We start from the raw sequence: 23,042 nt of genomic DNA on the forward strand, positions 1-23,042 counted from the left end.
AGAATGATTGATTCGGTGGTAATCATTAAGACTAGTAATGTTGTAAATAGTAGCAGAAGTCCATAAGACTAATAAATTAATCTTGATCACTCGTCTCAAAAGATTCCTCTTCTAGTTCTTCTTGATTTTCATAATCTAGCTCCTCTAGTTCAAGATCATCATCCTCTGGTTGATATTTAGCCCGTGCAGCCGCAAACTTAGTATCTTCTCCTGCATAATCGTACTTAGCTTTGTCTTTAATGTCGATTTTCCAACCAGTTAAACGGGCTGCCAAACGAACGTTTTGTCCTTCTTTACCAATAGCTAGACTGAGTTGGTCTTCAGCCACCAGTACGTGAGTTTGCCGGGTTTCCGGGTCCATGAGGCGGACTTCATCTACCCGTGCGGGACTCAAGGCGTTAGCAATATATGTGGATGGGTCTGGAGACCAGCGAATCACATCTATTTTTTCGCCGCGTAATTCGTTGACTACCACTTGAATCCGTGATCCCCTGGCTCCAATACAAGCACCAACAGGGTCTACATCGCGATCAAGGGTATCTACAGCAATTTTAGTCCGCGGCCCGACATAACGGGAAGGGGGATTAGCTTCTCGTGCTACGGCAACAATTCTTACCACTTCATCCTCAATTTCTGGGACTTCGTTGGCAAACAGATAAACTACCAAACCAGCATCAGCACGAGATACTAGCAACTGAGGTCCTCGTTGTTGCCCTTGGGAAACTTTTTTAAGATATACCTTAAAGGTGGCATTTGCCCGATAATTATCATTGGGCAGTTGTTCTCGCTTTGGTAATTCAGCTTCCACTTCTGGCTGACCAAAGCCACTGGCTACTGCCAAAATCACCGATTGTCGCTCAAACCGCAAGACTCTGGCTTGCAAAACAGTTCCTTCCAAGTCTTGGAACTCTTCTTGCACCATTTGCCGTTGTTGATCCCGGAGTTTCTGCGCTAGCACTTGCTTGGTTTGCATTGCCGCCATCCGACCAAATTCACCTTGATCTGGCGTGACATCCAGGACTACAGAATCTCCCAACTGGGCTTCAGGGGCAACTTGTTGTACTTCCTCTAGGGAAATCTGATGGTCGGAGTTATCGACTGCTTCCACGATGCTTTTCGTGGAAAGAACACGAAACCCTTCTCCTTCGATATCAAGTTCTACTTCAAAATTATCAAAATATTCTTCATCAAACTGTCTTCTTTCTAAGTTTTGGGCGCGACGATAACGTTCGTAGCCTTTAAGTAATGCTTCTCTAATAGCTGTTTGAACTGCTAGACGAGGTAAATTGCGCTCGCGACTGATACTTTCAATTAATTCTTTTAATCCTGGTAAACTAACCATTGACATAAGCAATCTCCTTTAAAATCAGAGTTTAAAAATTAGGGATAAGCCAGAGTAGAGACGCAATTAATCACGTCTGTACAAAGGGGTGAGGTCTGAGAAACTACGCATCAAAGACTGGGGATTAGAGAAAATTTTGACTCTATTCCCTCTCTTTTAGCTTCTAGTCCTTAGTCTCTAGCCCCTAGCCCTTAGTTCCTTGTCTATTGGCGCTCATCTAGCAACACCCTAGAAATTAGGGTGCGAGGAATCTCGATAACGCGACCTTTTTGGTTTAAGTAAACAGTGGTTTCATCCCGCCGAATTAACTGACCAATCCACTCTTGTTGTCCGTCGTAGGGTTGGGAAGTGGAGATGATTACAGGAAATCCTTTGAAGGAAATAAACTCTCTGTCTGTTATTAATTGTCGTGAAATTCCAGGACTGGACACTTCCAAGACATAAGCATCTGGAATGATCTCTGCCGCATCTAAGGAAGCTTCTAAAGCACGACTCATCCGCTCACAATCATTCAAACCAGTGTCTTCCTGGAGATTGCGGATATCTACCCGTAATACTGGTGGGCGCTGGTTAGTGTGGAAAACTATGCCAACGACTTCCAAGCCCAGTTCTGCGGCTACTGGTGTCGCCAAATCTATAATTTGTGGAACTAAGGGATGAGTCATGCGAAATTTCAATAAAAAAAGTGGGCATAGACCCACTTCCTGCGATAGGGATATCTTCCAAGAAGTCTTGTGACGAATCAATAATGGTTCGTCTCTATTCCGAGTTTAGCGCATTTCTTTAACAGTCAATAGTCAATAGTCATTGGTCATTGGTCATTAGTCATGAGGAAGATGAATTCAATCAGATCCAAAGAAAGGTTTTTCACCTCAAGTTGCCTTTAACTTGTCTCAAAGTTTCGCCTCTGGTTGGGTGTGAGGTTGGTGTATTTGATTAAATCCACATTTCTGAGCTGATTTCCTTGATCTTTGGCTAACTTTCTTTCTTGACTGGGAGAACAGTACCTTTATCTACTAATGGCTGAACTGATGGTTGTGTTCTTAGTTGTCTAGTTTGCTCCATAATCTGGTCGATGTCTTCTTGGGACAAGCGCTGGACATAGTTGAGCTTAACTTCTTCGAGGAAGTCAGACATTAAGCTTTGAATTTCGGTAAGTATGTGTTTTTGTTGTACTTGTTCCCCCAAGGCTTTGGTGAAGCTTTCGGCGAGTTGACTAGAAAGTTTTGCTCCCACGGGATCTTCCATGGCCGCAGTGACAGCACTATAAAGGTTGGTGGTAATTTGAGTTGCTAGCTGTTCGCTAAGTTGGTTTTGCATATCTCCCATCCCAGGAACGTTGTGGAGGTTGCGGTAGACGGGGACTTGATTGATTGTGGTGGAAATGTTGTGACGTAAAAGGGCAATGATTTCTGGTTGAATTTTGGGCAGCACTTGATAGACTAATGTTTGCACCAAAATCCCTGCGATCGCTTCAATTTCATTTGTATTATTAATATCTATGTAGGGTCGCAGATTTTCTTTTTGCGTCAGCCATCTGGTTAAATCACCGCGCCGAATTGAACCTTGAATTTGGTTAATTACTCGAACTACGACTATTTCTGTGATATCTTCGGCAAAATTAGCTACTATTGATTGATTTATTTGCTGCTGTAAGGGTTGCAGATTCAATAACCGCCCTTGGTCAAGGCGAATGATTACGGGTAGAATGCGTAACCACCGCACAAAAGGAAACAGCAGAAATAGGTCGTACCACCGCCACAATATGGCATTTATCCAACTAAAACTGGGATGACGACGACGCAGATAAAAGGAGCGCGCCAGCAACTCTGCGCTAAATAACAAGACAAATGGTAAGTCAATCAGCCAAAAATGATCTAGAAGCTCGCCATTTTCACCGATACGGCGGAAATAGTTGGTGGCGATTAAAGGGCGGATTTGCCTGTTAAAAAAATTAATTTCTTGGTTCCAGCCCTGTTGTGATAAATGTTCTGGACTCCAAAATCGGGAAAATGACTCTTTTGCAGATTCTTCACCGATGCGATCGCGCATCCGATTTTTGGCTTTTTCAAAGTTACCACTTTTATTCACTGCTGCAAATGGATTACTGTCAACCATTTCGTTGCTGAGACGCTCAATTTCCTCTAATTTAGTCTTCGCTTCTGGTGAAGTTAACCCAGTTTGACTCACCTGTTCTTGGAGTGCGTCGATTTTATTTAAATAATTTGTGGTTTCTCTATGATCTTCAATTCCCTTAACCGGGTCATAAATTTGGGTGATTTGGGGAAAATTACGCAAATAGAAATCCCGCCAAGGTACGTAACTCAAATCAAACAATACTAAGAATAAATTTACGGTGGCAATCATAGCCATTAATCTTTCAAAGATCAGGTTTTGCCGTTTTGGTAATTTTCGTTTAGTCATTTTTTCGGTTTTCTTATACATAAAAATGCATTTATTATCGTTGCATAATTATTAAACCCATGATGACGGCTAAATTAAAATACCTCTATAGAATGATGGCAAAAATATTTTTTTAGACAATGACTAAATTTAATAAATTTAATTTACATTAATCAACAATTATTGATAATTCTAGACACAAAGTTTAAATAAATGTAAAATTTATCTCAAAAATTCTATATACTTCTGAAAATTGTTGCTTTAACCGAGAGGAGTTTGAAATTATGTGGTGTGGATTTGGAAAATCGAGTATGACAATTGCAGTTACCTGCTTCGTAACTGCTAGTTTCGTGGTTGCGGATTCAACTTTTGCAGCTCGTCAGCGTAATTATACACCAGAAGAATTCCGTACTGTGTTGCGGGGATTAGGCTATGAGGTGAAGGTGGCAAATACCCCTCTCACAGATGAGGAAACGAGAAAGGCAATCAGAGAATTTCAAAGGGGCTATAAGCTGACTATTGATGGTATAGCAGGCCCTCAAACCCAAAATTTTGCCGCTAATATTGTGCAAATTTTGCAAGCAAATTTGAATGCGGTACTTAAACCAGCTACTTCTTTACCCCGTGATCAATTTTATGGAACTCAGACAGAAACTGCGGTGAGAGAGGCTCAGAAAAAATTTCAGATGGAAGAAACCGGCATTGCTAATTTGCGATTTCGCCAGAGGTTGAATGAAGAGGCAAGGAAAGTTATAACTCAGCCTACAGGAACGCCAAAACCAACGCCGAGAGCAACACCGACACCAACTCCAACACCGAGAGCAACGCCGACACCAACTCCAACGCCAACACCGAGAGCAACGCCGACACCAACACCAACACCAACACCAACACCAACACCGAGAGCAACACCAACACCAACACCAACGCCAACACCAACACCAACGCCAACACCAACACCGTAAGCGCTAACAAAATAGTCAAGCTATTCCATTTAACTTGCATAGTTAGGGCGGGCAAGATGCCCACCCCACAAAAGGTTCAAGACACATGGTTATGCAAATTAGATGAATTCTAGCCTACAACCTCAAGAGCGCTGATTTGGTTCTTCCATTGGTCTGCCTTTGGGCGAGGGTAATAGGGGACGACGGTCATTGTAGGGCATGGGAATGTACTGGACGCTGGGTCGTCCTCCTTGTGGTTGTGGATACAAATCCATGAGTTTGTAAATAGAAAGGGGTAGCCCGACGGTTATGGGCAACCCCATTTCTGTTGCTTCCTCAACGGTGACTGGATAGTCGTGGGTGACGCGTCCTGTTGTTAAGGCTTCGATAATCGGTTCGATATCTTCTGGTAAAACTTTTTGTTTGGGTATGCTGTCTTTCAGTAGAGTCCTGACAAAGCGCTGTACCTGCTGAATTGCTTTGCCTGCTAGGTCTGCCATAATTAGGGTTTGGTCGTCAATATCACCGATGGGTTTATCTGCAACCACTTTTAAAATACTGGCTGCCGGATAATTACCTAATTGGGGATCAACTGGCCCTAAGACAGCGTTGGCATCCATAATAATTTCATCTGAGGCGAGGGCAAGCATTGTACCGCCACTCATGGCATAGTGAGGCACAAAAACGGTGACTTTGGCAGGGTGTCGAATTAATGCTCTAGCGATTTGTTCGGTGGCTAAGACCAAACCGCCAGGGGTGTGTAGAATCAAGTCTATGGGAACATCGGGCGGGGTGAGGCGAATTGCCCGTAATATCTGTTCTGAGTCTTCAATAGTAATGTAGCGGGATATGGGAATTCCTAATAAACTGATGGATTCTTGGCGATGTATCAGTAATATTACTCGACTTTTGCGTTCCTGCTGGAATCCGTGTAGGGTGCGTAGGCGCTGAGATTCTATTTGGCGTTTTTGCCAGAGGGGTTGTAGGGAAGTTAAGAGCAGGAAAATCCAGAATAAATCACCAATGCCAAAGTCCATAGGAATGAGGCTCAATAATAACGGTTCATGTGATTAATGGTGACAAATTTTAGGCGATCGCATATCTATCTTTATGTTTATCTTATTGCACGAACCACGTTGGCGCTAGCCTCTCCCTTTGGGAGAAGAAACAAAGAACACGAAGTAAGAAGAAACGAATGCGCCTTTGCGTGATCATTCCTATCAGTTGATTGACCACTGACTGAACCACGGTAATACTTTAACATCGCCGCCAAATTTTAATATTTCCGCCTTTGTCTCTAGCAGCTAGCCAACCTCCATCGGGGCTAAAGGCGACGGAAAAAACTTTATCAAAATGACTCAATGTCTGAATTTCTTTGCCTGTCGCCACATTCCACAATTTGATAGTGTTGCCCGGACTACCACTAGCGAGAAACTGCCCATCTCTACTGAAGGCTACGGAATAAACCTCATCGGAATGACCAGAGAGGGTGTAAATTTCTTTGCCAGTGGACACATTCCACAATTTGATAGTGTTGTCATCACTACCACTAGCGAGAAACTGCCCATCTCTACTGAAGGTTACGCAACGAACAGGGTTGGAATGACAAGAGAGTGTGTAAATTTCTTTGCCAGTGGACACATTCCACAATTTGATAGTTTTGTCATCACTACCACTAGCGAGAAACTGCCCATCACTACTGAAGGCTACGGAATTAACACACTCGGAATGACCAGAAAGGGTGTAAATTTCTTTGCCAGTGGACACATTCCACAATAATTTGATAGTTTTGTCAAAACTACCACTAGCGAGAAACTGCCCATCTCTACTGAAGGCTACGCAACGAACAGGGTTGGAATGACAAGAGAGTGTGTAAATTTCTTTGCCAGTGGACACATTCCACAATTTGATAGTTTTGTCAAAACTACCACTAGCGAGAAACTGCCCATCTCTACTGAAGGCTACGGAATAAACCTCGTCGGAATGACCAGAGAGGGTGTAAATTTCTTTGCCAGTGGACACATTCCACAATTTGATAGTGTTGTCAAAACTACCACTAGCGAGAAACTGCCCATCTCTACTGAAGGCTACGGAATAAACCTCGTCGGAATGACCAGAGAGGGTGTAAATTTCTTTGCCAGTGGACACATTCCACAATTTGATAGTGTTGTCATCACTACCACTAGCGAGAAACTGCCCATCTCTACTGAAGGCTACGGAATAAACCTCGTTGGAATGACAAGAGAGTGTGTAAATTTCTTTGCCAGTGGACACATTCCACAATTTGATAGTGTTGTCAAAACTACCACTAGCGAGAAACTGCCCATCACTACTGAAGGCTACGCAATTAACAAAGCGGGAATGACCAGAGAGGGTGTAAATTTCTTTGCCAGTGGACACATTCCACAATTTGATAGTTTTGTCAAAACTACCACTAGCGAGAAACTGCCCATCTCTACTGAAGGCTACGCAACGAACAGGGTTGGAATGACAAGAGAGTGTGTAAATTTCTTTGCCAGTGGACACATTCCACAATTTGATAGTTTTGTCAAAACTACCACTAGCGAGAAACTGCCCATCTCTACTGAAGGCTACGGAACGAACACAGTCGGAATGACCAGAGAGGGTGCGGATAAGTTTACCAGTAGATGCCGACAACAAGTGAATAACCCTACCAGCTACACTTGCGTGTATATCTTCCTTGGGGCTAAAGGCTCTTTCTCCAGAAATATCTAGAATATTGTGAACACATTCCCAGTTATTTGGTATTGCCAACAAATCCAACCACTCCCGCACTGACTGGGGACGAGATTTGTAGTCAAGCTCCATGCCTTTCATAATTGCCTCATTCACCCTGTCGCTAATGCTGGAATTTAAATATTGGGGTTGTTTGAGGTTGTAGTTGTACTGTCTTTCAAATGCTGAAATGGGTTTTTGTCCAGTCAGCAAAGTATACAGCGTTGCCGCTAAGGCGTAAACGTCTATGTATTCTCCCCGTTCTGCTTGAGATAAATACTGTTCTGGTGGTGCATAACCAGGAGTTAAATGCTCTGTATGATCTAAAACAGCACCGGGAATAAACTGTCTCGCCAGACCAAAATCAATCAGTACGGCTTCTGGCTTGCCTGCACGGATCATAATGTTACTGGGCTTTAAATCTCGATGCAGCAAACCCTTTTCGTGAACTACAGTCAATGCTTCACCAATTTGCCTAATATATTGCAGTGCTTCTGCTTCTGGTAATGCTCCTTTTGTTTCTATTCGTTCGCCTAAATCCTCACCCTCAATGTATTCCATCACCGTACAGGGTAAATCACCCTCATCAAAATAGTCTTTTATTTCTACAATGTGAGGATGGCGACATAAAGCCAAGCGTAAAGTTTCTTGTTTGAAGTCCTGTTTGAGTTTATCTTTAACTTTTCTATTTAGTATTTCTTCGCGCAGAGTTTTAATTACCCGCAGTTCACCCTTCAGATTTTTAGCTAAGTAGGTGATACCCATACCACCTTCACCCAGATGTTTCTCGATTATGTAGCGCCCACCAAATAATTTTTGCCCTGGATTCCACGCCATTGGTAAAGTCGGTAGATTTATTGATATTTATTGTGACACAGTTAAAATCTGGTTTTTTTGGCAGAAAAGTTGGGAGTTGCTGCTGATTCCGCCTACGGAAGCTGTCACGCGGGAAAAGTGCGATTTTCAGAGCAGAGAGTTAGGTGAGGAATTCATGGATGATGGTGGGTTACGCTACGCTAACCCACCCTACAATTTTTGGGAATTTGTTTTTTGGTGTTCCCTTATTCTTCCTCTTCCTCTTCATCCAGTTCTAAGTCGCTGGCTTCTAGGGTTTGGTGGGGGATGGCGGCGATAATTGCATCTATTACTTTGGAGACTGGTAATATCTCGATGTCATAGTCAGGGTATTTTTGCCCTTTGGGTACGATCGCACGTTTAAATCCCAGTTTGGCTGCTTCTTTTAATCGTAGTTCCATTTGGGACACTGAGCGCACTTGTCCGCCTAAGCCAACTTCACCGATTAATACTGTCCCAGGATCGACGATGCGATCGCGGAAACTGGCTACAATGGCGATCGCAATTCCTAAATCTACTGCTGGTTCTGCTACATTCAACCCACCGGCTGAGGCGACGTAAGAATCTAGTTTGGACATGGGAATCCCGACACGTTTTTCTAACACGGCGAGAATCTGCACGAGGCGGTTATAGTCTATACCTGTACCCGCACGCCGGGGGGAAGGATAACTGGTAGGACTTACCAACGCTTGCAATTCCACCACGATGGGGCGAGTCCCTTCGCAAGCTACGACAATGGCTGTACCCGGTGCAGGATCATCACGATTACCTAAAAATAGCTCTGAAGGATTGGACACTTCTTGCAGTCCGTGTTCCACCATTTCAAAGATGCCGATTTCGTGAGTTGCGCCAAAACGGTTTTTGACTGTTCTTAACAATCGATGGGAGGCAAAGCGATCGCCTTCAAAATACAATACAGTATCAACTAAGTGTTCTAAAACTTTCGGCCCGGCGATCGCACCTTCTTTGGTGACGTGTCCCACAATTAACATGGTAATATCTTCATGCTTTGCCACCTTCATCAAGGCTGAGGTACATTCCCTGACTTGGGCTACAGAACCTGGCGCAGAAGTCAGTGCTGGAAAAAACACCGTTTGAATACTATCAATTACTGCTAAATTCGGTCTGAGAGAATCAATTTCTCGTAAAATCTCTTCTAAATCTGTTTCCGGTAATACATACAAGTTTGCATTTTTACCTTCTTCGATTTCTTCAGAAGTCAGAATTTTGACGGCTGCTTTGCCGTTCTCAGCATGATCTTCATCCTCATTACTAGGCAAATCAAGACTTTCTGCTGCTACTTTACCGTTCTCATTATGCTCATCATCCTCATTACTAGGCAAATCAGGAATTTTGGATACTCCCAAGCGCGAAGCTCGTAATTTTACCTGTTGTCCGGATTCTTCCCCAGTTACGTAGAGAATACGGTATCTCTGCGCCAGTGCATTTGATACTTGTAACAGTAAGGTAGATTTACCAATGCCGGGGTCACCACCAATGAGAACCATCGAACCAGGAACAATTCCACCCCCCAGCACCCGATCTAGTTCACCATAGCCTGATTCCCATCGCGCAATTTGGCGATCGGTAATTTGATCAAATGTCAGCGAAGCTCGTGCTTTGGCTGGTTTCGCAGCAGGTTTGCCATTATTTTGATTTGCTTGCCAATTACTAATTCCTCCTCTAGATGGTACGTCTACCGATGATTGGATGGAAATCTGCTCTTCTAAGGAGTTGTAAGTACCGCAGGCTGGACATTTGCCAAACCATTGAGAAGATTCTGCCCCACAGGCGTTACAAATGAAAGAGGTTTTAGGCTTTGCCATTCTTAAAATTTATTAAATAATCTTAATATTTACTTAATGTTTTAGCTAAAGTTAGAATCCAGGAATACTAAAAGATACAGGTTTTTCTCAATCAATTGATGGAATGATATCTTAATATTATGGTATTAAAAATTAATCATGAGAAATTTTAGTTAGGGAGCGCTGAGAAACTTGGAAAGCCATAAAGAAAAAATCCTGGTGGTAGACGACGAAGCCAGCATTCGCCGGATTTTGGAAACGCGCCTTTCCATGATTGGCTACGATGTAGTAACGGCTGGCGATGGAGAAGAAGCTCTAGAAACCTTTCGCAAATCAGAACCTGACCTAGTTGTGTTAGATGTAATGATGCCAAAACTTGACGGCTACGGTGTGTGTCAAGAATTGCGGAAGGAATCGGATGTCCCAATTATTATGCTAACAGCCTTGGGCGACGTTGCCGATCGCATCACGGGTTTAGAATTGGGCGCTGATGATTATGTAGTCAAACCATTTTCCCCGAAGGAATTAGAAGCACGAATTCGTTCAGTGCTGCGACGAGTAGACAAAACCGGAGCTTCTGGTATACCTAGCTCTGGGGTGATTCATGTTGGTAACATCAAAATAGATACCAATAAACGCCAAGTCTACAAAGGCGATGAGCGCATTCGCTTGACAGGAATGGAATTTAGCCTCCTAGAGTTGCTAGTCAGCCGTTCTGGAGAAGCGTTTTCTCGTTCCGAAATTTTACAGGAAGTATGGGGTTACACACCAGAACGCCATGTGGATACTCGTGTCGTAGATGTCCATATTTCCCGTTTGCGGGCAAAGTTAGAAGATGATCCTAGTAACCCAGAATTAATTCTCACCGCCAGAGGTACTGGCTATTTGTTTCAGAGAATCATAGAACCTGGGGAAGAATAGGGAGTAGGGAGTAGGGAGTAGGGAATAGGGGGGAAGAAGAAATTTTCTAATGACTAATGACTGATGACTAATGACCAATGACTAATGACTAAATCTGATCCCAATCGAATTTTACGGCGTTTACCCTTAGTTGTGGGTGGGTTAGGCGCTGTACTTTTACTGATTAACCGTTTGCTGACTCCAGAATTAACGGAGTCTCAAGCGCGTGGGGATGTAGTGGGTGTAATTTTGAGCGCTGTGTTGATTTTAACAGGTTTAATTTGGCAGCAAGTACAACCGCGATCGCCTGATACTGTAGAACTAATTGGGGAGCAAGGTTTCGTACTTGCAGCAGATTTACCAGAAGCTGTCAAAACAGAATTAGCTTGGGCATCCCATTTATTATTGACCAATACGGTGACGCGATCGCTCATAGTTTACTATCAAGGCAAAATATTGTTGCGTCGCGGTATTCTGGCTGCTAAAGCAGAAGTAGTACCAGGGCCAATCTTAAAACGAGTCTTGGAAACACAAAAGCCAATTTATCTAGTTGCTTTGTATGTGTATCCAGGCAGAATCGAATTTGATTATTTACCTGAAAATACACAAGGTGTAGTTTGTCAACCAATTGGTAATCAGGGTGTCTTGATTTTAGGAGCGAATGCACCCCGCAGTTACACCAAACAAGATGAACAATGGATTGCTGGAATTGCTGACAAATTAGCAGTGACGCTCGATTCTTCTTTGCTAGCTGATGCGGAAATTTAAAAGTTTATGCAAGTTATTTATTGGCTACTAATTCTGATCATGGTGGTGGGTATCATCGGTGCTGTGGTTCCTGGACTTCCTGGTAGCGGTTTAATTTTAACCTCGATTATTATTTGGGGTGTTCTGGGCGGTTCCTTTGCAGCCATTAAAACACCACTGATTGTGACAGTTTTAGTTTTAGTCTTGAGCATCGGAGTTGATTTTTTAGCTAGCTATTTAGGAGCAAAAAAAGCAGGTGCGAGTAAGTGGGGACAGATTGGCGCAATTGTGGGGTTAATCGTGGGCTTTTTCGGTTTACTACCAACGCTACCTTTCGGCGGACCCTTGTTAGGCATTTTATTAGGGCCTCTGCTGGGCGCAATTATTGGGGAATTTATTTATCGTCGTCAATTATGGTTAGCCGTTAAAGCTGGTATCGGAATTATTGTCGGGTCGCTGATTGGAAATTTGATTCAAGGCGTTTTGGCGATCGCCGCAGTTGTCGTTTTCATAATCACAACTTGGCCTCAAGTTTATGGGGTTTCATAATTCTTGACATTTTCTCAGGCTCGATGCCTAAAGCCTGCTTTATTCAAGAAATTGGGCTTTTTCTTCTCAGTCACACCCAGCAAAAAATCACAGAATTTCAGATTATGTGCCTTTGGACTCAAGTCAAAATTTTATTTCCTGTTATATATTTATTTAATCAAATTAAAATACCCCTGCGACTGTGACGAGTCATAGGGGTATATAGGGTTATAAGTTTGGATACATAACCAGCTACTGTATTTGCTCTAAGTAGCTGGTTATTTACGAGCTACAGTTTTTATTGCAGCTGTACGCCAGATAAACTTTACCTACCATCATCACCAAATTTGGGTAATTATGGTTATAAACGGTTTATATTAAGCGTTTGCTGAGGCTTTCTTCTTTTTAGCCACGCTGCTGCTGAAGAATGCTCCCAATCCTAAAGCTGCAAGTCCAAGGGTGGTTGTAGGTTCGGGTACTCTAGCCGCTGTGAGAGTAGCAGAAAAGCTACCATTCTGGATATTGTTAGCAGTCAAAAGACCTGCACCGATACTTGCACCTTGATCATTAAAGAACATACCAGTAAATGACATATCTATGCTGGTTAGAGTACCTAAGACAGGGTTAACCACTGTATCTCTACTAGCAGTGAAAGGATTATCAATCTCGAATGTCCAACCATTAGCGAAGGAGATGAATGGATTGCCTGCTGTACCAGTGTATACAGTTGGGGCAGTCCGATCTAGGCTAACATTACTTAATGTTACTTCTCCTGGAGTTAATTCTGCCAAACTAGCAAAGCTACCTTGCGCTCCTGGCAAAATAAAAGCGTTACTAAATGTAATTGCTTCGGAGAGAGGATCTAAGTCACCGCTATTCAATATATTGGCACTGCCAGCTAAGTTGACTTCACCAATAATGAATGCTTGAGCAGAGGACATACCTACAGTGCTGAAAGCTAATGTGCCAGCAGCCAAGGCTGCGCCAATACCGATCTTGTTGAGTGTTTTCATGGTTTTGTCTATGTAAAACTTTACAGTTGTGTTTGATACGAAAGTTTAGGGTAAAAATACACCTTGTTTAACTGCACCTGTGCCACTTTATTAATAGGCTATATCTTTATGAATAGCCTAGTTAGGCGCATCTTTAGAAATTAATGCCGTGGTTCTGGGAAGAATACTGTTGATATGCAGTTCTAGAAACACAGTTCATTTAGTTAATCACAAGCTTTTGCCTGATGAGAACTAAATTTAAGTAAATACTACACTAACAAATAGTATAAACTCAACTCCAAATTTTCTTGTGGGCAAAGTCTTATGCTTGACATAGCGACATTATCACACGCAATTGTAGATTTTTTTTAAAAAAGCAGTAAAGATCACACTAAGTTTGTGTAAATTTTTCTAGTCTTGATGCTATTAAAATTATTATACCTGTTATAAAGTACACAAAAACCCAATCGTTAAGATTGATTGGGCTGTTATCTATGATGTGACTTTAATAGCTCTAATAAGACACAGTAATAGTTCTGGCAATCACTAGTAATTTTTGCTCAACGACTAAAATTCCGTGATGGTATATATTAACTTGAATTCAAGTTGATTGCAAAGATTTTTTAGCTTCAATTGCCACTGCTTCAACTTGATCATGAGTGAGAGTTTCTAAAACCGATTTAGCATCTGCACCACCCAAATGATTCAATGCTTGGACCACTCTGTAGCGAATTTGCCAATCGGAGTTGCTAGCAAAGGGAGCTAACAGGGGAATTGCTTGAATATCTCCCAATTCTCCAAAGGAACTAATGGCAGCTGTTTGGACTAATTCATTTTCTGACGAGAGTGCTTGTTTGAGTAGTTCAAAGGATCGTGGATCGCCTAACTCTCCTAATGTGGCAATGATGCTGAATTGTACTAGCCATTCTGGGGTTGTATTGTAGAGTTGCTGCAAATCGTCAAAAGCATCGTGTAGCTTTAATGCACCCAAACAGTCTGCGGCTGCGGCTTGGACATCAGGTTCGGGGTCACTGAGCAGACTACGCAAGACATCTAAAGATAACTGTAAATCTTGGTTTCCCAGGGTATCCATCTGACTTACTGCTGAGTATCGCACTCGCGAATTTCTGTCACCAATAGCAATTTGAATGAGTTCAAACGCCTTTGCTGGTTCCAAGTCACGAGCTTGATTAACTGCACGCAAGCGATCGCCCAAATCTTCAGAACTGAGCATTTGCTTTACAGACTCAGGAGTAATACTCATTTATTTGTCCTAATTTTCTTAAGTGTTAAAAAAGCTGAATAATTAACAGTCACAACCAAAGCTAAAAAGTTCGGGAATAATGACCAATAACCATATTAACTAGCTGCCATTGCCCGAACAATATCACCACGGGTAAGAATACCAACAACTTGACTCGCGCTGTCAATTACAGGTAAGCGGTGAATGCTGCGATCATGCATCAGTTGAGCCGCTTCTTTTACGGTTTTTTCTGGAGAAATAGTCACAGGATTTTTGCTCATTACCTCACCTACAGTTTGACCTAATGCTTTGTGTAATTCCCGTTCGTAAGTAGCAGGATTTTGTAAATAGATCACGCTATCAAGAAACATGATGTACGCCGGAGGAGTTACTCCCGTTTCTTGCCACATCAAATCTGTTTCGGAAATAATTCCCACCAATTTACCAACATCATCCACAACAGGTATACCACTGATGCGTTTTTCTGCCAGAATTTGGATAGCTTCCTTCAGTGGAGTTTCCGTCCGGACAACAATAGGGTCACGGCTCATCACGTCGGTAACGGTTTTAGGCATTTGCTTGCTGATCACCTTGATCAAAGTCTCTGCAACCATTGTAGAAAATTGCGGGACTCAACCTGATTCAGTTAATACATTGTTACGGAATTTAGTCATTAGTCATTGGGAAGTTACCGTCTACTCCCCCCTGCTCCCTGCACCCTGCACCCCTGCCTCTTCTACTCCCCCCTGCTCCCTGCACCCTGCACCCCTACCTCTTCTGCTCCCTGCTTCAAGGCGGCGATAATTTGACTATTAGCTTCGGGGAAAGTAAAGTTTTCCAAATCTTCCAAATTTACCCAGCAAATTTCATCACATTCTAGAGGTTGGGGAATACCTGTAATTAGATGACAGTGATGCACTGTGAGAGTGACGCGCAAGTGAGTGTAAGTGTGATCAATGGTGATCAAATGCTTTCCCACTTCAATTTCTATTGCTAATTCTTCTTGAATTTCCCGTTGAATACACTCTTCAATGGTTTCACCAGGCTCAATTTTGCCACCAGGAAATTCCCATAAACCACCCATTACACCTTCTGGAAGGCGACGATCAATTAAAATTTGCTCATGGTCGTTCCAAATTACAGCCACACCAATAATTTTGTGGGGTGGGAAAGAACTAGTTACACTCATAGATTATCGGTGGCGTAGAACAAGTATTTGCTAATCAGCCAGGGTTTCTGCCGGGTTAAGAAAACCGAGTTCTGAATTTTAGATCAACTGAAAATCCAAAAAATAGCAAAAATCGGCAAAATAAACTTACTTTCTGCCGAGCTTGCCATTTATTTTCAGGAAAGTTAGATTTTGAAAATTCTACATGAAATTAAATTTAATGGGTTTATCCATGAATGTAAAGAAATCCCCACCCAATAATGTGGAATTTTTTAGCTGACATTGGGGATTATTTAGTCAATTTCGTGATGATTATTTTCGGTTCCTTGCAAAACAGCTTCAAAATTCATTCTCTGTTCGGCGTTCCGCAGAAAATAACCACTAATCATCGCGGAAGCAAGTAACTGACCAAGACTTTCCCGGCTGGTGGTGACTGTGATGTCGAAGTGTTCTGAAGGTAGGTTACCTAATAATCCAATGATATTACGTTCCATCACCTGAAAAACTTCTGAAGAAGTAGGTTTGGATAGCTGGGTAACTGTGTCCGGACTCAGGGATTTAACGTATTGCCATAGCAAGTTACTGGTTTCTGACTCACCGTTAAAAAATTCTGAGACTTTATTGGATCTGTTACTCATGTTGTACCTCCTGTACTACCACTACTAGCTGTAGTGTAGTGTTTGCAACTTGAATAGTAAATGCCTGGTTTCTTCTAAAATTTAACTGGCTATGAACTATTCCTATCAATTAATGTAACAGTGTCATTCGCAGTTTGAAGTCGGTGTAACCGTACCTCAAGGAGCGTATTTTCTCCTCTCAACACAGTATTAGTTTGGCATCGGCAGGCTGTTGACTTCCCAATCTGCGCTCAAAGCATTTTTTTGTCGAGACGCGACCCCAGTTGACCGCCACAAAGCGCTGGCTGATTAATCGCGTCTCTACTGCGTGAAGTACCCCTTTTTGCTTCGCTGAAAAAGGGGCTTCCAATTTCAACTACAACAACGACGGTCTTATTCGTCTTTCGGGTTTCCCGTCTCAACCGCCGTCGCCACGTTAGGAACTTCTAGCAATAGAAGTTCGGGACTAAACCCGATCATGGTCTTACACAGCGTCCACAGGCAGCCGCCCATCTACCACAGGCGGTTTGATTGTTTACTTGTACAACACCGCTTGGATTTACGACAATAGTCAACCAGCTAACAGTGTTCCTTCCCCGATCTACCGATTTATCTGCGGCAAGTATCTTACTACTACTACTTTGAAGTTAGCCTGTCTGTTCAATCCGGTCGGGTGGGTTAGCAACCATTTATATATTACCATAAATAGACATACATTGTACGTCTACTCATGAAAACTGGAAGATTGAATTTAAGGATATCTGAGAAGAGATTAGCCAAACTCAAAATCTATGCAGAAAACAGAGAAAAAACGGTTACGCAGTTGGTTGAGGATTGGATTGACAGGCTGCCTAGTTCCAAGATTGACGACTCCTTGTCCACCCCACTCCCTGATCAACCTAACGGTTGATATCGGTCGGAGGTGTAATCGTCGCCGAAAGCGTCACTACCCCACCCTATGAGTACATTGAGGATGGGGACTTCCTCGACACGTTAACTCGCCAAATATTCGTTCATGTTGGCTTTGGACTTGCGAAGTTTGGTTAAGGCTTCCCGTTCAATTTGCCGGACTCGTTCGCGGCTAATATTCAGGAGATCACCTATTTTTGCTAGAGTTAGAGCTTGTCCATCAAGTAACCCAAAGCGAAGTTTCAGCACTTCCTTTTGTTGCGGGGTGAGTTCTTCCATCAGACGCTCTAAGTCATAAGATAGAGAAGATTGCATGACAAACTCTTCGGGAGAAGCGCCTGGATCTTCTAACATTTCTCCCAGTTCGGTGTCGTAGTTATCTCCCAAGCGCAAATCTAGGGACAGAGGTAAACGCGCCCTTTCTAGATACTCTCGTACCTGCTTTGGTGTCAACTCTAATTCATCAGCTAATTCAGCAGCTGAAGGTGCGCGTCCTAGTTGCTGAGATAACTGGCGCTGTGCCTTTTTAATTTTATTTAATTTTTCTGTAATGTGAATTGGTAATCTGATCGTTCGCGCTTTTTCGGCGATCGCTCTCGTGATGGCTTGACGTATCCACCAATAAGCGTAGGTCGAAAATCTGTAGCCTTTGGTCGGGTCAAATTTTTCTACACCCCGCTGCATCCCGATACTACCTTCTTGAATCAAATCCAGTAGATCGACGTTACGTTTAATATACTTTTTGGCAACGGATACCACTAGACGCAAATTGGCTTCTACCATCTTGCGTTTCGCAATTTCACCATCGGCGATCGCATCGTTCAATTGTGCTACTTCTAAATTTGCGGCTATAGCCCACTCATCTAGACTCGGTTGACGACCCAGTTGGTTGACAAGAGAATCCCTGACTTCATGCAAAATACGGGAATATTGCACCTGTTTGCCATAGCAAATTTCTTCCTCGTGGGTTAAGAGTGGCACACGGCCAATCTCACGCAGGTAAGTCCGCACGAGGTCTGTGGCTGTCTGAGCGGTCTTCATGGCGCTACTCTGTGGTAATGATGGATTTGACGGTGGGGTCATTCACTGATAGATGCTGCTGCGGGGTATTACCCAGTTAGACTGAGAACCCATGCTCAGGTGGTTAATTTACGCCTCCGATGTTGTCGGCTGCTCATATTAATCAAATTTAAGGTCTTGACTGCTAGACGCTACGATGATTTTGCATTTTTCACAAGTGTCTCAGGTTAGATAAAACGTAGTAAACAAAAGCTTTATGTATTGTCGAATATTAATAATTGTAACCTTTATGAGAAAAAATGGAAAGACCTGTGTCCCTGATTTTTTTAGCTTTTCCAGTTCATATGCAGAGGAAAACTTTCCTTGTCTGCTGGATTTTGCTGATGTCTTTACCGATGTCAAAAATAGCCACTGTAAATCACATTTTCTGTTTGTTTTTACCACGCAGCATCGGCGTTATCCATTGTCGGACTGCGGCCAATTCATTACAGCATAGCTCTAGCTCTCCCCAACCCACAGAGATCACACTTGAAGACTCCTGGGGTTACTGACATAAATAATTTCTGCTGACGACCACTAGAGCCGACTTTACTACTGAGATCGAATTTATCCACAACTACCAACCTCTAAATAAAAGACACTGACTTTTACCAAAGGACTTACATTACCGTTTTCTGGGACATTCTGCTTGTAGCAGACTTGATAATCTTTGTCTGGCAAAGAAAATAATTCCTCATATTTCTTAACATATCTCAATGGAAACAATAATCCTGCTTCTATAATAATTGCTTAATTTTTCTTGTAAATACCGCTTAATGCAGATTAAGAAAAGAAGAGGGGGGGATTTTTCAGATTAATTTTCCCCCATAGTCCCCAACTGGCTGAGTAAAGCCTAGTCTCCTCCTACTTTCTCAGCTTTTAGCCCAGGTCTAGAACCGTGCAGTAATCTTGGATAACTTTTACGTCTAAAGTAGTAGTCTGTAGTGAATGGATAGCGGCCACAGTCGCTCTGGCTCCGGCGATGGTCGTAATAATCGGGATTTTGTAAGCTAAGGCTGTGCGCCGGATTAATCTGGCATCAGTTTGGGCTTCTTCCCCTGAAGGTGTGTTAATGATCAGTTGAATGTTCTGATTTTTAATCGCATCTAGAACATGGGGACGACCTTCATGAAGTTTGAGGACTAACTCCACATCTAAGCCGTTTTCCTGGAGGACACGGCGTGTACCTAATGTGGCCATGACCGTGAAGCCCAATGCTATCAGTTCTTTGACTACATTAACGGCATCAGATTTGTCGCGATCGCTCATGGAGACAAATACAGTTCCTTTGAGGGGTAAAAACTCACCAGCCGCTAATTCTGCCTTAGCAAACGCCCGCCCAAAGTCTTTGTCGATTCCCATCACTTCACCAGTCGAGCGCATTTCTGGGCCTAATATTGTATCAGTTCCAGGGAATTTATTAAACGGTAATACTGCTTCTTTGACAGCAATATGGGATGGAATCACTTCTTCGGTAAAGTTAAGCTCTTCTAAGGTTTTACCGGACATAATCAAGGATGCGACTTTTGCCAAAGGTACACCAGTAGATTTAGATACAAAAGGCACGGTGCGCGAGGCGCGGGGGTTGGCTTCCAGAATATAAACTTGGGGAGAATAGCCTTGAGCGCCCACAACGGCGAATTGAATATTCATCAATCCCACAACTGATAAGGCTTGGGCTAACTGCACTGTCCAGGTGCGGATTTGTTGCAGAACTGCTGGCGACAGGGAAATAGACGGTAAAGAACAAGCAGAATCTCCTGAGTGAATCCCCGCTTGCTCGATGTGTTCCATAATGCCACCAATCACCACTCGTCCGGTATGATCGGCGATCGCATCCACATCAACTTCGATGGCATTTTCCAAGAACTTATCGATTAAAATCGGATGTTCTGGTTCCACCAACACCGCAAAGGTCATGTAACGTTCCAATTCCGTATCAGAATAGACGATTTCCATCGCCCGACCGCCTAACACGTAACTAGGACGCACAACCACCGGATAACCAATGCGTTTCGCCACAATCAGCGCATCTTCATAACTGCGAGCAATTCCATTCGGCGGTTGAGCAATATTTAACTGATTGAGAATCTTCTCAAATCGTTCCCGATTTTCCGCCATATCGATAGAATCTGGGGATGTTCCCCAAATTTTGGTGGGGAGAGACGGGTTATTTTTGAGAAATTGTTCTAAAGGAACCGCCAATTTTAGGGGTGTTTGTCCGCCAAACTGAATAATTATGCCTACGGGATTTTCGGCTTCGATAATGTTGATGACATCTTCTTTGGTCAACGGCTCAAAGTAGAGGCGATCGCTTGTGTCATAATCTGTAGAAACTGTTTCAGGATTAGAATTGACCATAATTGTCTCAAAACCCGCCTTCTTCAAAGCATAAGCGGCGTGACAACAACAATAGTCAAACTCAATTCCCTGTCCAATGCGGTTCGGACCTCCGCCCAAAATCATCACCTTGGGCTTGGTTGTGGGTAAGACTTCGGTTTCGTCTTCGTAGGTGGAGTAATAGTAAGGAGTAAAAGCTTCAAACTCAGCCGCACAGGTATCCACAGTTTTGTAAACTGGAATAACACCTAATTGTTTGCGGTAACTGCGAACTTCATCTTCAGTAGTTTTAGTTGCAAAAGCAATTTGGCGATCGCTAAAACCATCCCGTTTGACATCATAAAGCTGCTCTTTTGTCAACTGCTTTAAAGGAGTCCGCTTCAGGAACTTTTCCACATCCAGCATTTGCTGCATTTTATCCAAGAACCACGGATCAATAGCCGTAAGTTCATAGATTTCCTCCGTACTTATCCCCAGTTGTAAAGCATGACGCACCGAAAAAATCCGGTCAGGATGAGGTGTTCGTAGTTGCGCGCGAATTTGTTCACCACTGGGTAACTTTTCGGCTTGGTCGCAACCCCAGCCAGCGCGTCCAGTTTCTAAGGAACGCAACGCCTTTTGGAAAGATTCATTAAATGTCCGCCCAATAGCCATCGCTTCACCCACCGACTTCATTTGAGTGGTCAGCACCGGGTCAGAACCGGGGAACTTCTCAAAAGCGAAGCGGGGAATTTTGGTAACTACATAGTCAATAGTCGGCTCAAAGGATGCAGGGGTTTGCTTGGTGATATCGTTTTTAATTTCATCCAGGGTATAACCCACAGCTAACTTCGCCGCAATTTTCGCAATGGGGAAACCAGTAGCTTTAGAAGCCAAAGCGGAACTCCGCGAAACACGAGGATTCATCTCAATGACTACCACATCCCCATTCACGGGATTCACAGCAAATTGGATATTAGAACCGCCAGTTTCTACCCCAATCTCGCGGATAATTTTAATCGCCATATCCCGCAGACGCTGATATTCTTTATCAGTCAGAGTTTGGGCGGGAGCGACGGTAATGGAGTCCCCTGTGTGGATACCCATAGGGTCAATGTTTTCGATGGAACAGATAATCACAACGTTATCTGCCAAATCGCGCATCACTTCTAATTCGTATTCTTTCCAACCGAGTAAAGATTGGTCAATCAGAATTTGAGAAACAGGGCTAGCATCAATACCTACCTGTGCCATTTCTTCAAATTCTTCTTTGTTGTAGGCGATACCCCCACCAGTACCACCCATTGTAAAGGCAGGACGGATAATTAGGGGATAAGTACCAATTTTTTGTGCGATCGCCTTGGATTCTGCTAAAGATGAAGCTGTACCACTAGGACACACAGCCACGCCTATCTTAGCCATCGCCTCGTTAAACAGTTTACGATCTTCGGCTTTCTCAATCGCTGGTAACTTAGCGCCGATTAACTCCACGTTATACTTATCTAAAGCGCCATTTTTCGCCAAGGCTACAGCCAGATTGAGCGCAGTTTGTCCTCCCATTGTGGGTAGCAAAGCATCAGGACGTTCTTTAGCAATGACTTTTTCCACGAAATCCGGTGTTAGCGGCTCAATATAGGTACGATCAGCCGTTTCTGGATCGGTCATAATCGTTGCGGGGTTAGAATTGATTAACACCACTTCATAGCCTTCTTCTCGCAGGGCTTTACAGGCTTGAGTCCCAGAATAGTCAAATTCACAGGCTTGTCCTATGACAATAGGACCAGAGCCTAACAGCAGTATTTTATGTATATCTTGACGGCGGGGCATAGTATTTGGGTTTGAGTAAGAGAATACAAATCTTGATTATTTTAAGGGTCTTTACCCTCGGTCATATTATTTATTATTAAGTTTTCCAGGTTTGAGATAGCACAGACCTTGATTTTTCTCATCTGGAACGCCAGCTATTTGATCAGGGAAACTGCCGTAATTACCGAAAAGTTGGGTTTAAAGCCCCGTCGTTCTACGACGGCTTTGGGAATTGAGCTATACACTTCCTGAGAATATCAGACATTCCTACCCCTTGTTTTTCAGCCTCTTGTTTTAACTGCTGAAGCTCATACTGAGATAGCCTAACCTTAATTGATTTCTCCCTAGACATACACGAACATTTGAGGGTACAATGTAATTATGCCACAGGTAGAATAACCGCTAGCACAAATGGATAACCAACCCCAAAACGACTGGCTAGGAAAAAACAATGGATAGTGGGTAGCGAAATACCACGATAAAAAAAGCCAGGATGCCAATGAGCATTCAATCCAGTAAATCAAACTATTAATTGAATTAAAGTACGGTAGGGCATACCGGAACTGGAGAATTATTCTCCAACGCTTAGGGAGATGAAGCCCACTGGAGTTGTTTAAATTAGACTAGATACTTGGTTCTATTGAACGGGTATCAGGTTTAAGTATTGCC

Annotated in this window: 19 protein-coding genes; 5 read left to right on the forward strand and 14 right to left on the reverse strand. The window is 43.0% G+C overall.

Translation table 11 applies throughout. The annotated features are described in order from the left end of the window. Window positions 1-76 precede the first annotated feature (76 nt). From nusA to AACX33_RS10165, 3 genes are all read right to left on the reverse strand, one after another. Window positions 77-1,348: a transcription termination factor NusA gene (nusA, locus tag AACX33_RS10155; protein WP_193997392.1), complete on the reverse strand. Its 1,272-nt coding sequence runs from the start codon at window positions 1,346-1,348 to the stop codon at window positions 77-79. 197 nt (window positions 1,349-1,545) lie between these two features. After that, complete coding sequence (gene rimP, locus AACX33_RS10160; protein ID WP_193997391.1) at window positions 1,546-2,007, reverse strand: ribosome maturation factor RimP; 462 nt, start codon at window positions 2,005-2,007, stop codon at window positions 1,546-1,548. A 310-nt stretch (window positions 2,008-2,317) separates the two neighbouring features. Further along, window positions 2,318-3,766, reverse strand: a complete 1,449-nt coding sequence (locus AACX33_RS10165; protein ID WP_193997390.1) for a hypothetical protein — start codon at window positions 3,764-3,766, stop codon at window positions 2,318-2,320. Between the two features lie 263 nt (window positions 3,767-4,029). On the opposite strand from AACX33_RS10165, the gene AACX33_RS10170 reads away from it, so the two are divergent. Further along, a complete protein-coding gene (locus tag AACX33_RS10170; protein WP_227789004.1) occupies window positions 4,030-4,710 on the forward strand; it encodes a peptidoglycan-binding domain-containing protein in 681 nt (226 codons plus the stop codon). 122 nt (window positions 4,711-4,832) lie between these two features. On the opposite strand, the gene AACX33_RS10175 is transcribed toward AACX33_RS10170, so the two are convergent. The 3 genes from AACX33_RS10175 to radA form a co-directional block, all read right to left on the reverse strand. Then, a complete protein-coding gene (locus AACX33_RS10175) occupies window positions 4,833-5,726 on the reverse strand; it encodes an SDH family Clp fold serine proteinase (RefSeq protein ID WP_193997388.1) in 894 nt (297 codons plus the stop codon). A gap of 220 nt (window positions 5,727-5,946) precedes the next feature. Next, window positions 5,947-8,262, reverse strand: a complete 2,316-nt coding sequence (locus tag AACX33_RS10180; protein WP_227789005.1) for a serine/threonine-protein kinase — start codon at window positions 8,260-8,262, stop codon at window positions 5,947-5,949. Window positions 8,263-8,486: 224 nt separating this feature from the next. Further along, window positions 8,487-10,106 carry a DNA repair protein RadA gene (radA, locus tag AACX33_RS10185; protein ID WP_193997386.1) on the reverse strand — a complete coding sequence of 540 codons (1,620 nt, stop codon included), beginning with the start codon at window positions 10,104-10,106 and terminating at the stop codon, window positions 8,487-8,489. A gap of 171 nt (window positions 10,107-10,277) precedes the next feature. Between radA and rpaB the strand changes: the two genes are divergently transcribed. The 3 genes from rpaB (at window position 10,278) to AACX33_RS10200 (ending at window position 12,281) form a co-directional block, all read left to right on the forward strand. Further along, window positions 10,278-11,006 (forward strand): response regulator transcription factor RpaB, encoded by a 729-nt coding sequence (gene rpaB / locus AACX33_RS10190; RefSeq protein WP_006196591.1) that lies wholly within the window; start codon window positions 10,278-10,280, stop codon window positions 11,004-11,006. Window positions 11,007-11,090: 84 nt separating this feature from the next. Then, a complete protein-coding gene (locus AACX33_RS10195; protein WP_193997385.1) occupies window positions 11,091-11,753 on the forward strand; it encodes a cofactor assembly of complex C subunit B in 663 nt (220 codons plus the stop codon). A 6-nt stretch (window positions 11,754-11,759) separates the two neighbouring features. Beyond that, window positions 11,760-12,281, forward strand: coding sequence for a DUF456 domain-containing protein (locus AACX33_RS10200; protein WP_193997384.1), 522 nt, complete (start codon window positions 11,760-11,762; stop codon window positions 12,279-12,281). Between the two features lie 356 nt (window positions 12,282-12,637). On the opposite strand, the gene AACX33_RS10205 is transcribed toward AACX33_RS10200, so the two are convergent. The 5 genes from AACX33_RS10205 to AACX33_RS10225 form a co-directional block, all read right to left on the reverse strand. Next, the gene (locus AACX33_RS10205; protein ID WP_193997383.1) at window positions 12,638-13,273 is read right to left on the reverse strand and encodes a PEP-CTERM sorting domain-containing protein; all 636 of its coding nucleotides are present in this window, start codon (window positions 13,271-13,273) and stop codon (window positions 12,638-12,640) included. A gap of 580 nt (window positions 13,274-13,853) precedes the next feature. After that, on the reverse strand, window positions 13,854-14,516 hold the full coding sequence (gene nblB, locus AACX33_RS10210; protein ID WP_193997382.1) for a phycobilisome degradation protein NblB: 663 nt from the start codon (window positions 14,514-14,516) through the stop codon (window positions 13,854-13,856). A gap of 95 nt (window positions 14,517-14,611) precedes the next feature. Further along, entirely contained in the window at window positions 14,612-15,070 is a 459-nt protein-coding gene (locus tag AACX33_RS10215; RefSeq protein ID WP_193997545.1) for a CBS domain-containing protein, read from the reverse strand. Window positions 15,071-15,231: 161 nt separating this feature from the next. Beyond that, window positions 15,232-15,684 carry an 8-oxo-dGTP diphosphatase MutT gene (mutT, locus tag AACX33_RS10220; RefSeq protein ID WP_193997381.1) on the reverse strand — a complete coding sequence of 151 codons (453 nt, stop codon included), beginning with the start codon at window positions 15,682-15,684 and terminating at the stop codon, window positions 15,232-15,234. A gap of 272 nt (window positions 15,685-15,956) precedes the next feature. Next, a complete protein-coding gene (locus tag AACX33_RS10225) occupies window positions 15,957-16,301 on the reverse strand; it encodes a DUF760 domain-containing protein (RefSeq protein WP_193997380.1) in 345 nt (114 codons plus the stop codon). A gap of 709 nt (window positions 16,302-17,010) precedes the next feature. Between AACX33_RS10225 and AACX33_RS10230 the strand changes: the two genes are divergently transcribed. Further along, window positions 17,011-17,190: a DUF6364 family protein gene (locus AACX33_RS10230; RefSeq protein ID WP_227789006.1), complete on the forward strand. Its 180-nt coding sequence runs from the start codon at window positions 17,011-17,013 to the stop codon at window positions 17,188-17,190. 83 nt (window positions 17,191-17,273) lie between these two features. On the opposite strand, the gene AACX33_RS10235 is transcribed toward AACX33_RS10230, so the two are convergent. The 3 genes from AACX33_RS10235 to AACX33_RS26490 all read right to left on the reverse strand — a co-directional run bounded on the left by AACX33_RS10235 (window position 17,274) and on the right by AACX33_RS26490 (window position 22,725). Next, window positions 17,274-18,230 carry an RNA polymerase sigma factor, RpoD/SigA family gene (locus tag AACX33_RS10235; RefSeq protein WP_193997379.1) on the reverse strand — a complete coding sequence of 319 codons (957 nt, stop codon included), beginning with the start codon at window positions 18,228-18,230 and terminating at the stop codon, window positions 17,274-17,276. Between the two features lie 897 nt (window positions 18,231-19,127). Further along, complete coding sequence (gene carB / locus AACX33_RS10240) at window positions 19,128-22,394, reverse strand: carbamoyl-phosphate synthase large subunit (RefSeq protein ID WP_193997378.1); 3,267 nt, start codon at window positions 22,392-22,394, stop codon at window positions 19,128-19,130. A 193-nt stretch (window positions 22,395-22,587) separates the two neighbouring features. After that, entirely contained in the window at window positions 22,588-22,725 is a 138-nt protein-coding gene (locus AACX33_RS26490; RefSeq protein ID WP_416209808.1) for a plasmid mobilization protein, read from the reverse strand. Window positions 22,726-23,042 lie beyond the last annotated feature (317 nt).

The sequence above is a fragment of the Nodularia sp. LEGE 04288 genome (assembly GCF_963896525.1).
Taxonomy (GTDB): domain Bacteria; phylum Cyanobacteriota; class Cyanobacteriia; order Cyanobacteriales; family Nostocaceae; genus Nodularia.

Excerpts from the sequence above, each read along its gene's own strand:
- nusA (WP_193997392.1), bottom strand. The coding sequence starts at position 1,348 with ATGTCAATGGTTAGTTTACCAGGATTAAAAGAATTAATTGAAAGTATC.
- rimP (WP_193997391.1), bottom strand. The coding sequence starts at position 2,007 with ATGACTCATCCCTTAGTTCCACAAATTATAGATTTGGCGACACCAGTA.
- AACX33_RS10165 (WP_193997390.1), bottom strand. The coding sequence starts at position 3,766 with ATGACTAAACGAAAATTACCAAAACGGCAAAACCTGATCTTTGAAAGA.
- AACX33_RS10170 (WP_227789004.1), top strand. The coding sequence starts at position 4,030 with ATGTGGTGTGGATTTGGAAAATCGAGTATGACAATTGCAGTTACCTGC.
- AACX33_RS10175 (WP_193997388.1), bottom strand. The coding sequence starts at position 5,726 with ATGGACTTTGGCATTGGTGATTTATTCTGGATTTTCCTGCTCTTAACT.
- AACX33_RS10180 (WP_227789005.1), bottom strand. The coding sequence starts at position 8,262 with ATGGCGTGGAATCCAGGGCAAAAATTATTTGGTGGGCGCTACATAATC.
- radA (WP_193997386.1), bottom strand. The coding sequence starts at position 10,106 with ATGGCAAAGCCTAAAACCTCTTTCATTTGTAACGCCTGTGGGGCAGAA.
- AACX33_RS10195 (WP_193997385.1), top strand. The coding sequence starts at position 11,091 with ATGACTAAATCTGATCCCAATCGAATTTTACGGCGTTTACCCTTAGTT.
- AACX33_RS10200 (WP_193997384.1), top strand. The coding sequence starts at position 11,760 with ATGCAAGTTATTTATTGGCTACTAATTCTGATCATGGTGGTGGGTATC.
- AACX33_RS10205 (WP_193997383.1), bottom strand. The coding sequence starts at position 13,273 with ATGAAAACACTCAACAAGATCGGTATTGGCGCAGCCTTGGCTGCTGGC.
- nblB (WP_193997382.1), bottom strand. The coding sequence starts at position 14,516 with ATGAGTATTACTCCTGAGTCTGTAAAGCAAATGCTCAGTTCTGAAGAT.
- AACX33_RS10215 (WP_193997545.1), bottom strand. The coding sequence starts at position 15,070 with ATGCCTAAAACCGTTACCGACGTGATGAGCCGTGACCCTATTGTTGTC.
- mutT (WP_193997381.1), bottom strand. The coding sequence starts at position 15,684 with ATGAGTGTAACTAGTTCTTTCCCACCCCACAAAATTATTGGTGTGGCT.
- AACX33_RS10225 (WP_193997380.1), bottom strand. The coding sequence starts at position 16,301 with ATGAGTAACAGATCCAATAAAGTCTCAGAATTTTTTAACGGTGAGTCA.
- AACX33_RS10230 (WP_227789006.1), top strand. The coding sequence starts at position 17,011 with ATGAAAACTGGAAGATTGAATTTAAGGATATCTGAGAAGAGATTAGCC.
- AACX33_RS10235 (WP_193997379.1), bottom strand. The coding sequence starts at position 18,230 with ATGAAGACCGCTCAGACAGCCACAGACCTCGTGCGGACTTACCTGCGT.
- carB (WP_193997378.1), bottom strand. The coding sequence starts at position 22,394 with ATGCCCCGCCGTCAAGATATACATAAAATACTGCTGTTAGGCTCTGGT.
- AACX33_RS26490 (WP_416209808.1), bottom strand. The coding sequence starts at position 22,725 with ATGTCTAGGGAGAAATCAATTAAGGTTAGGCTATCTCAGTATGAGCTT.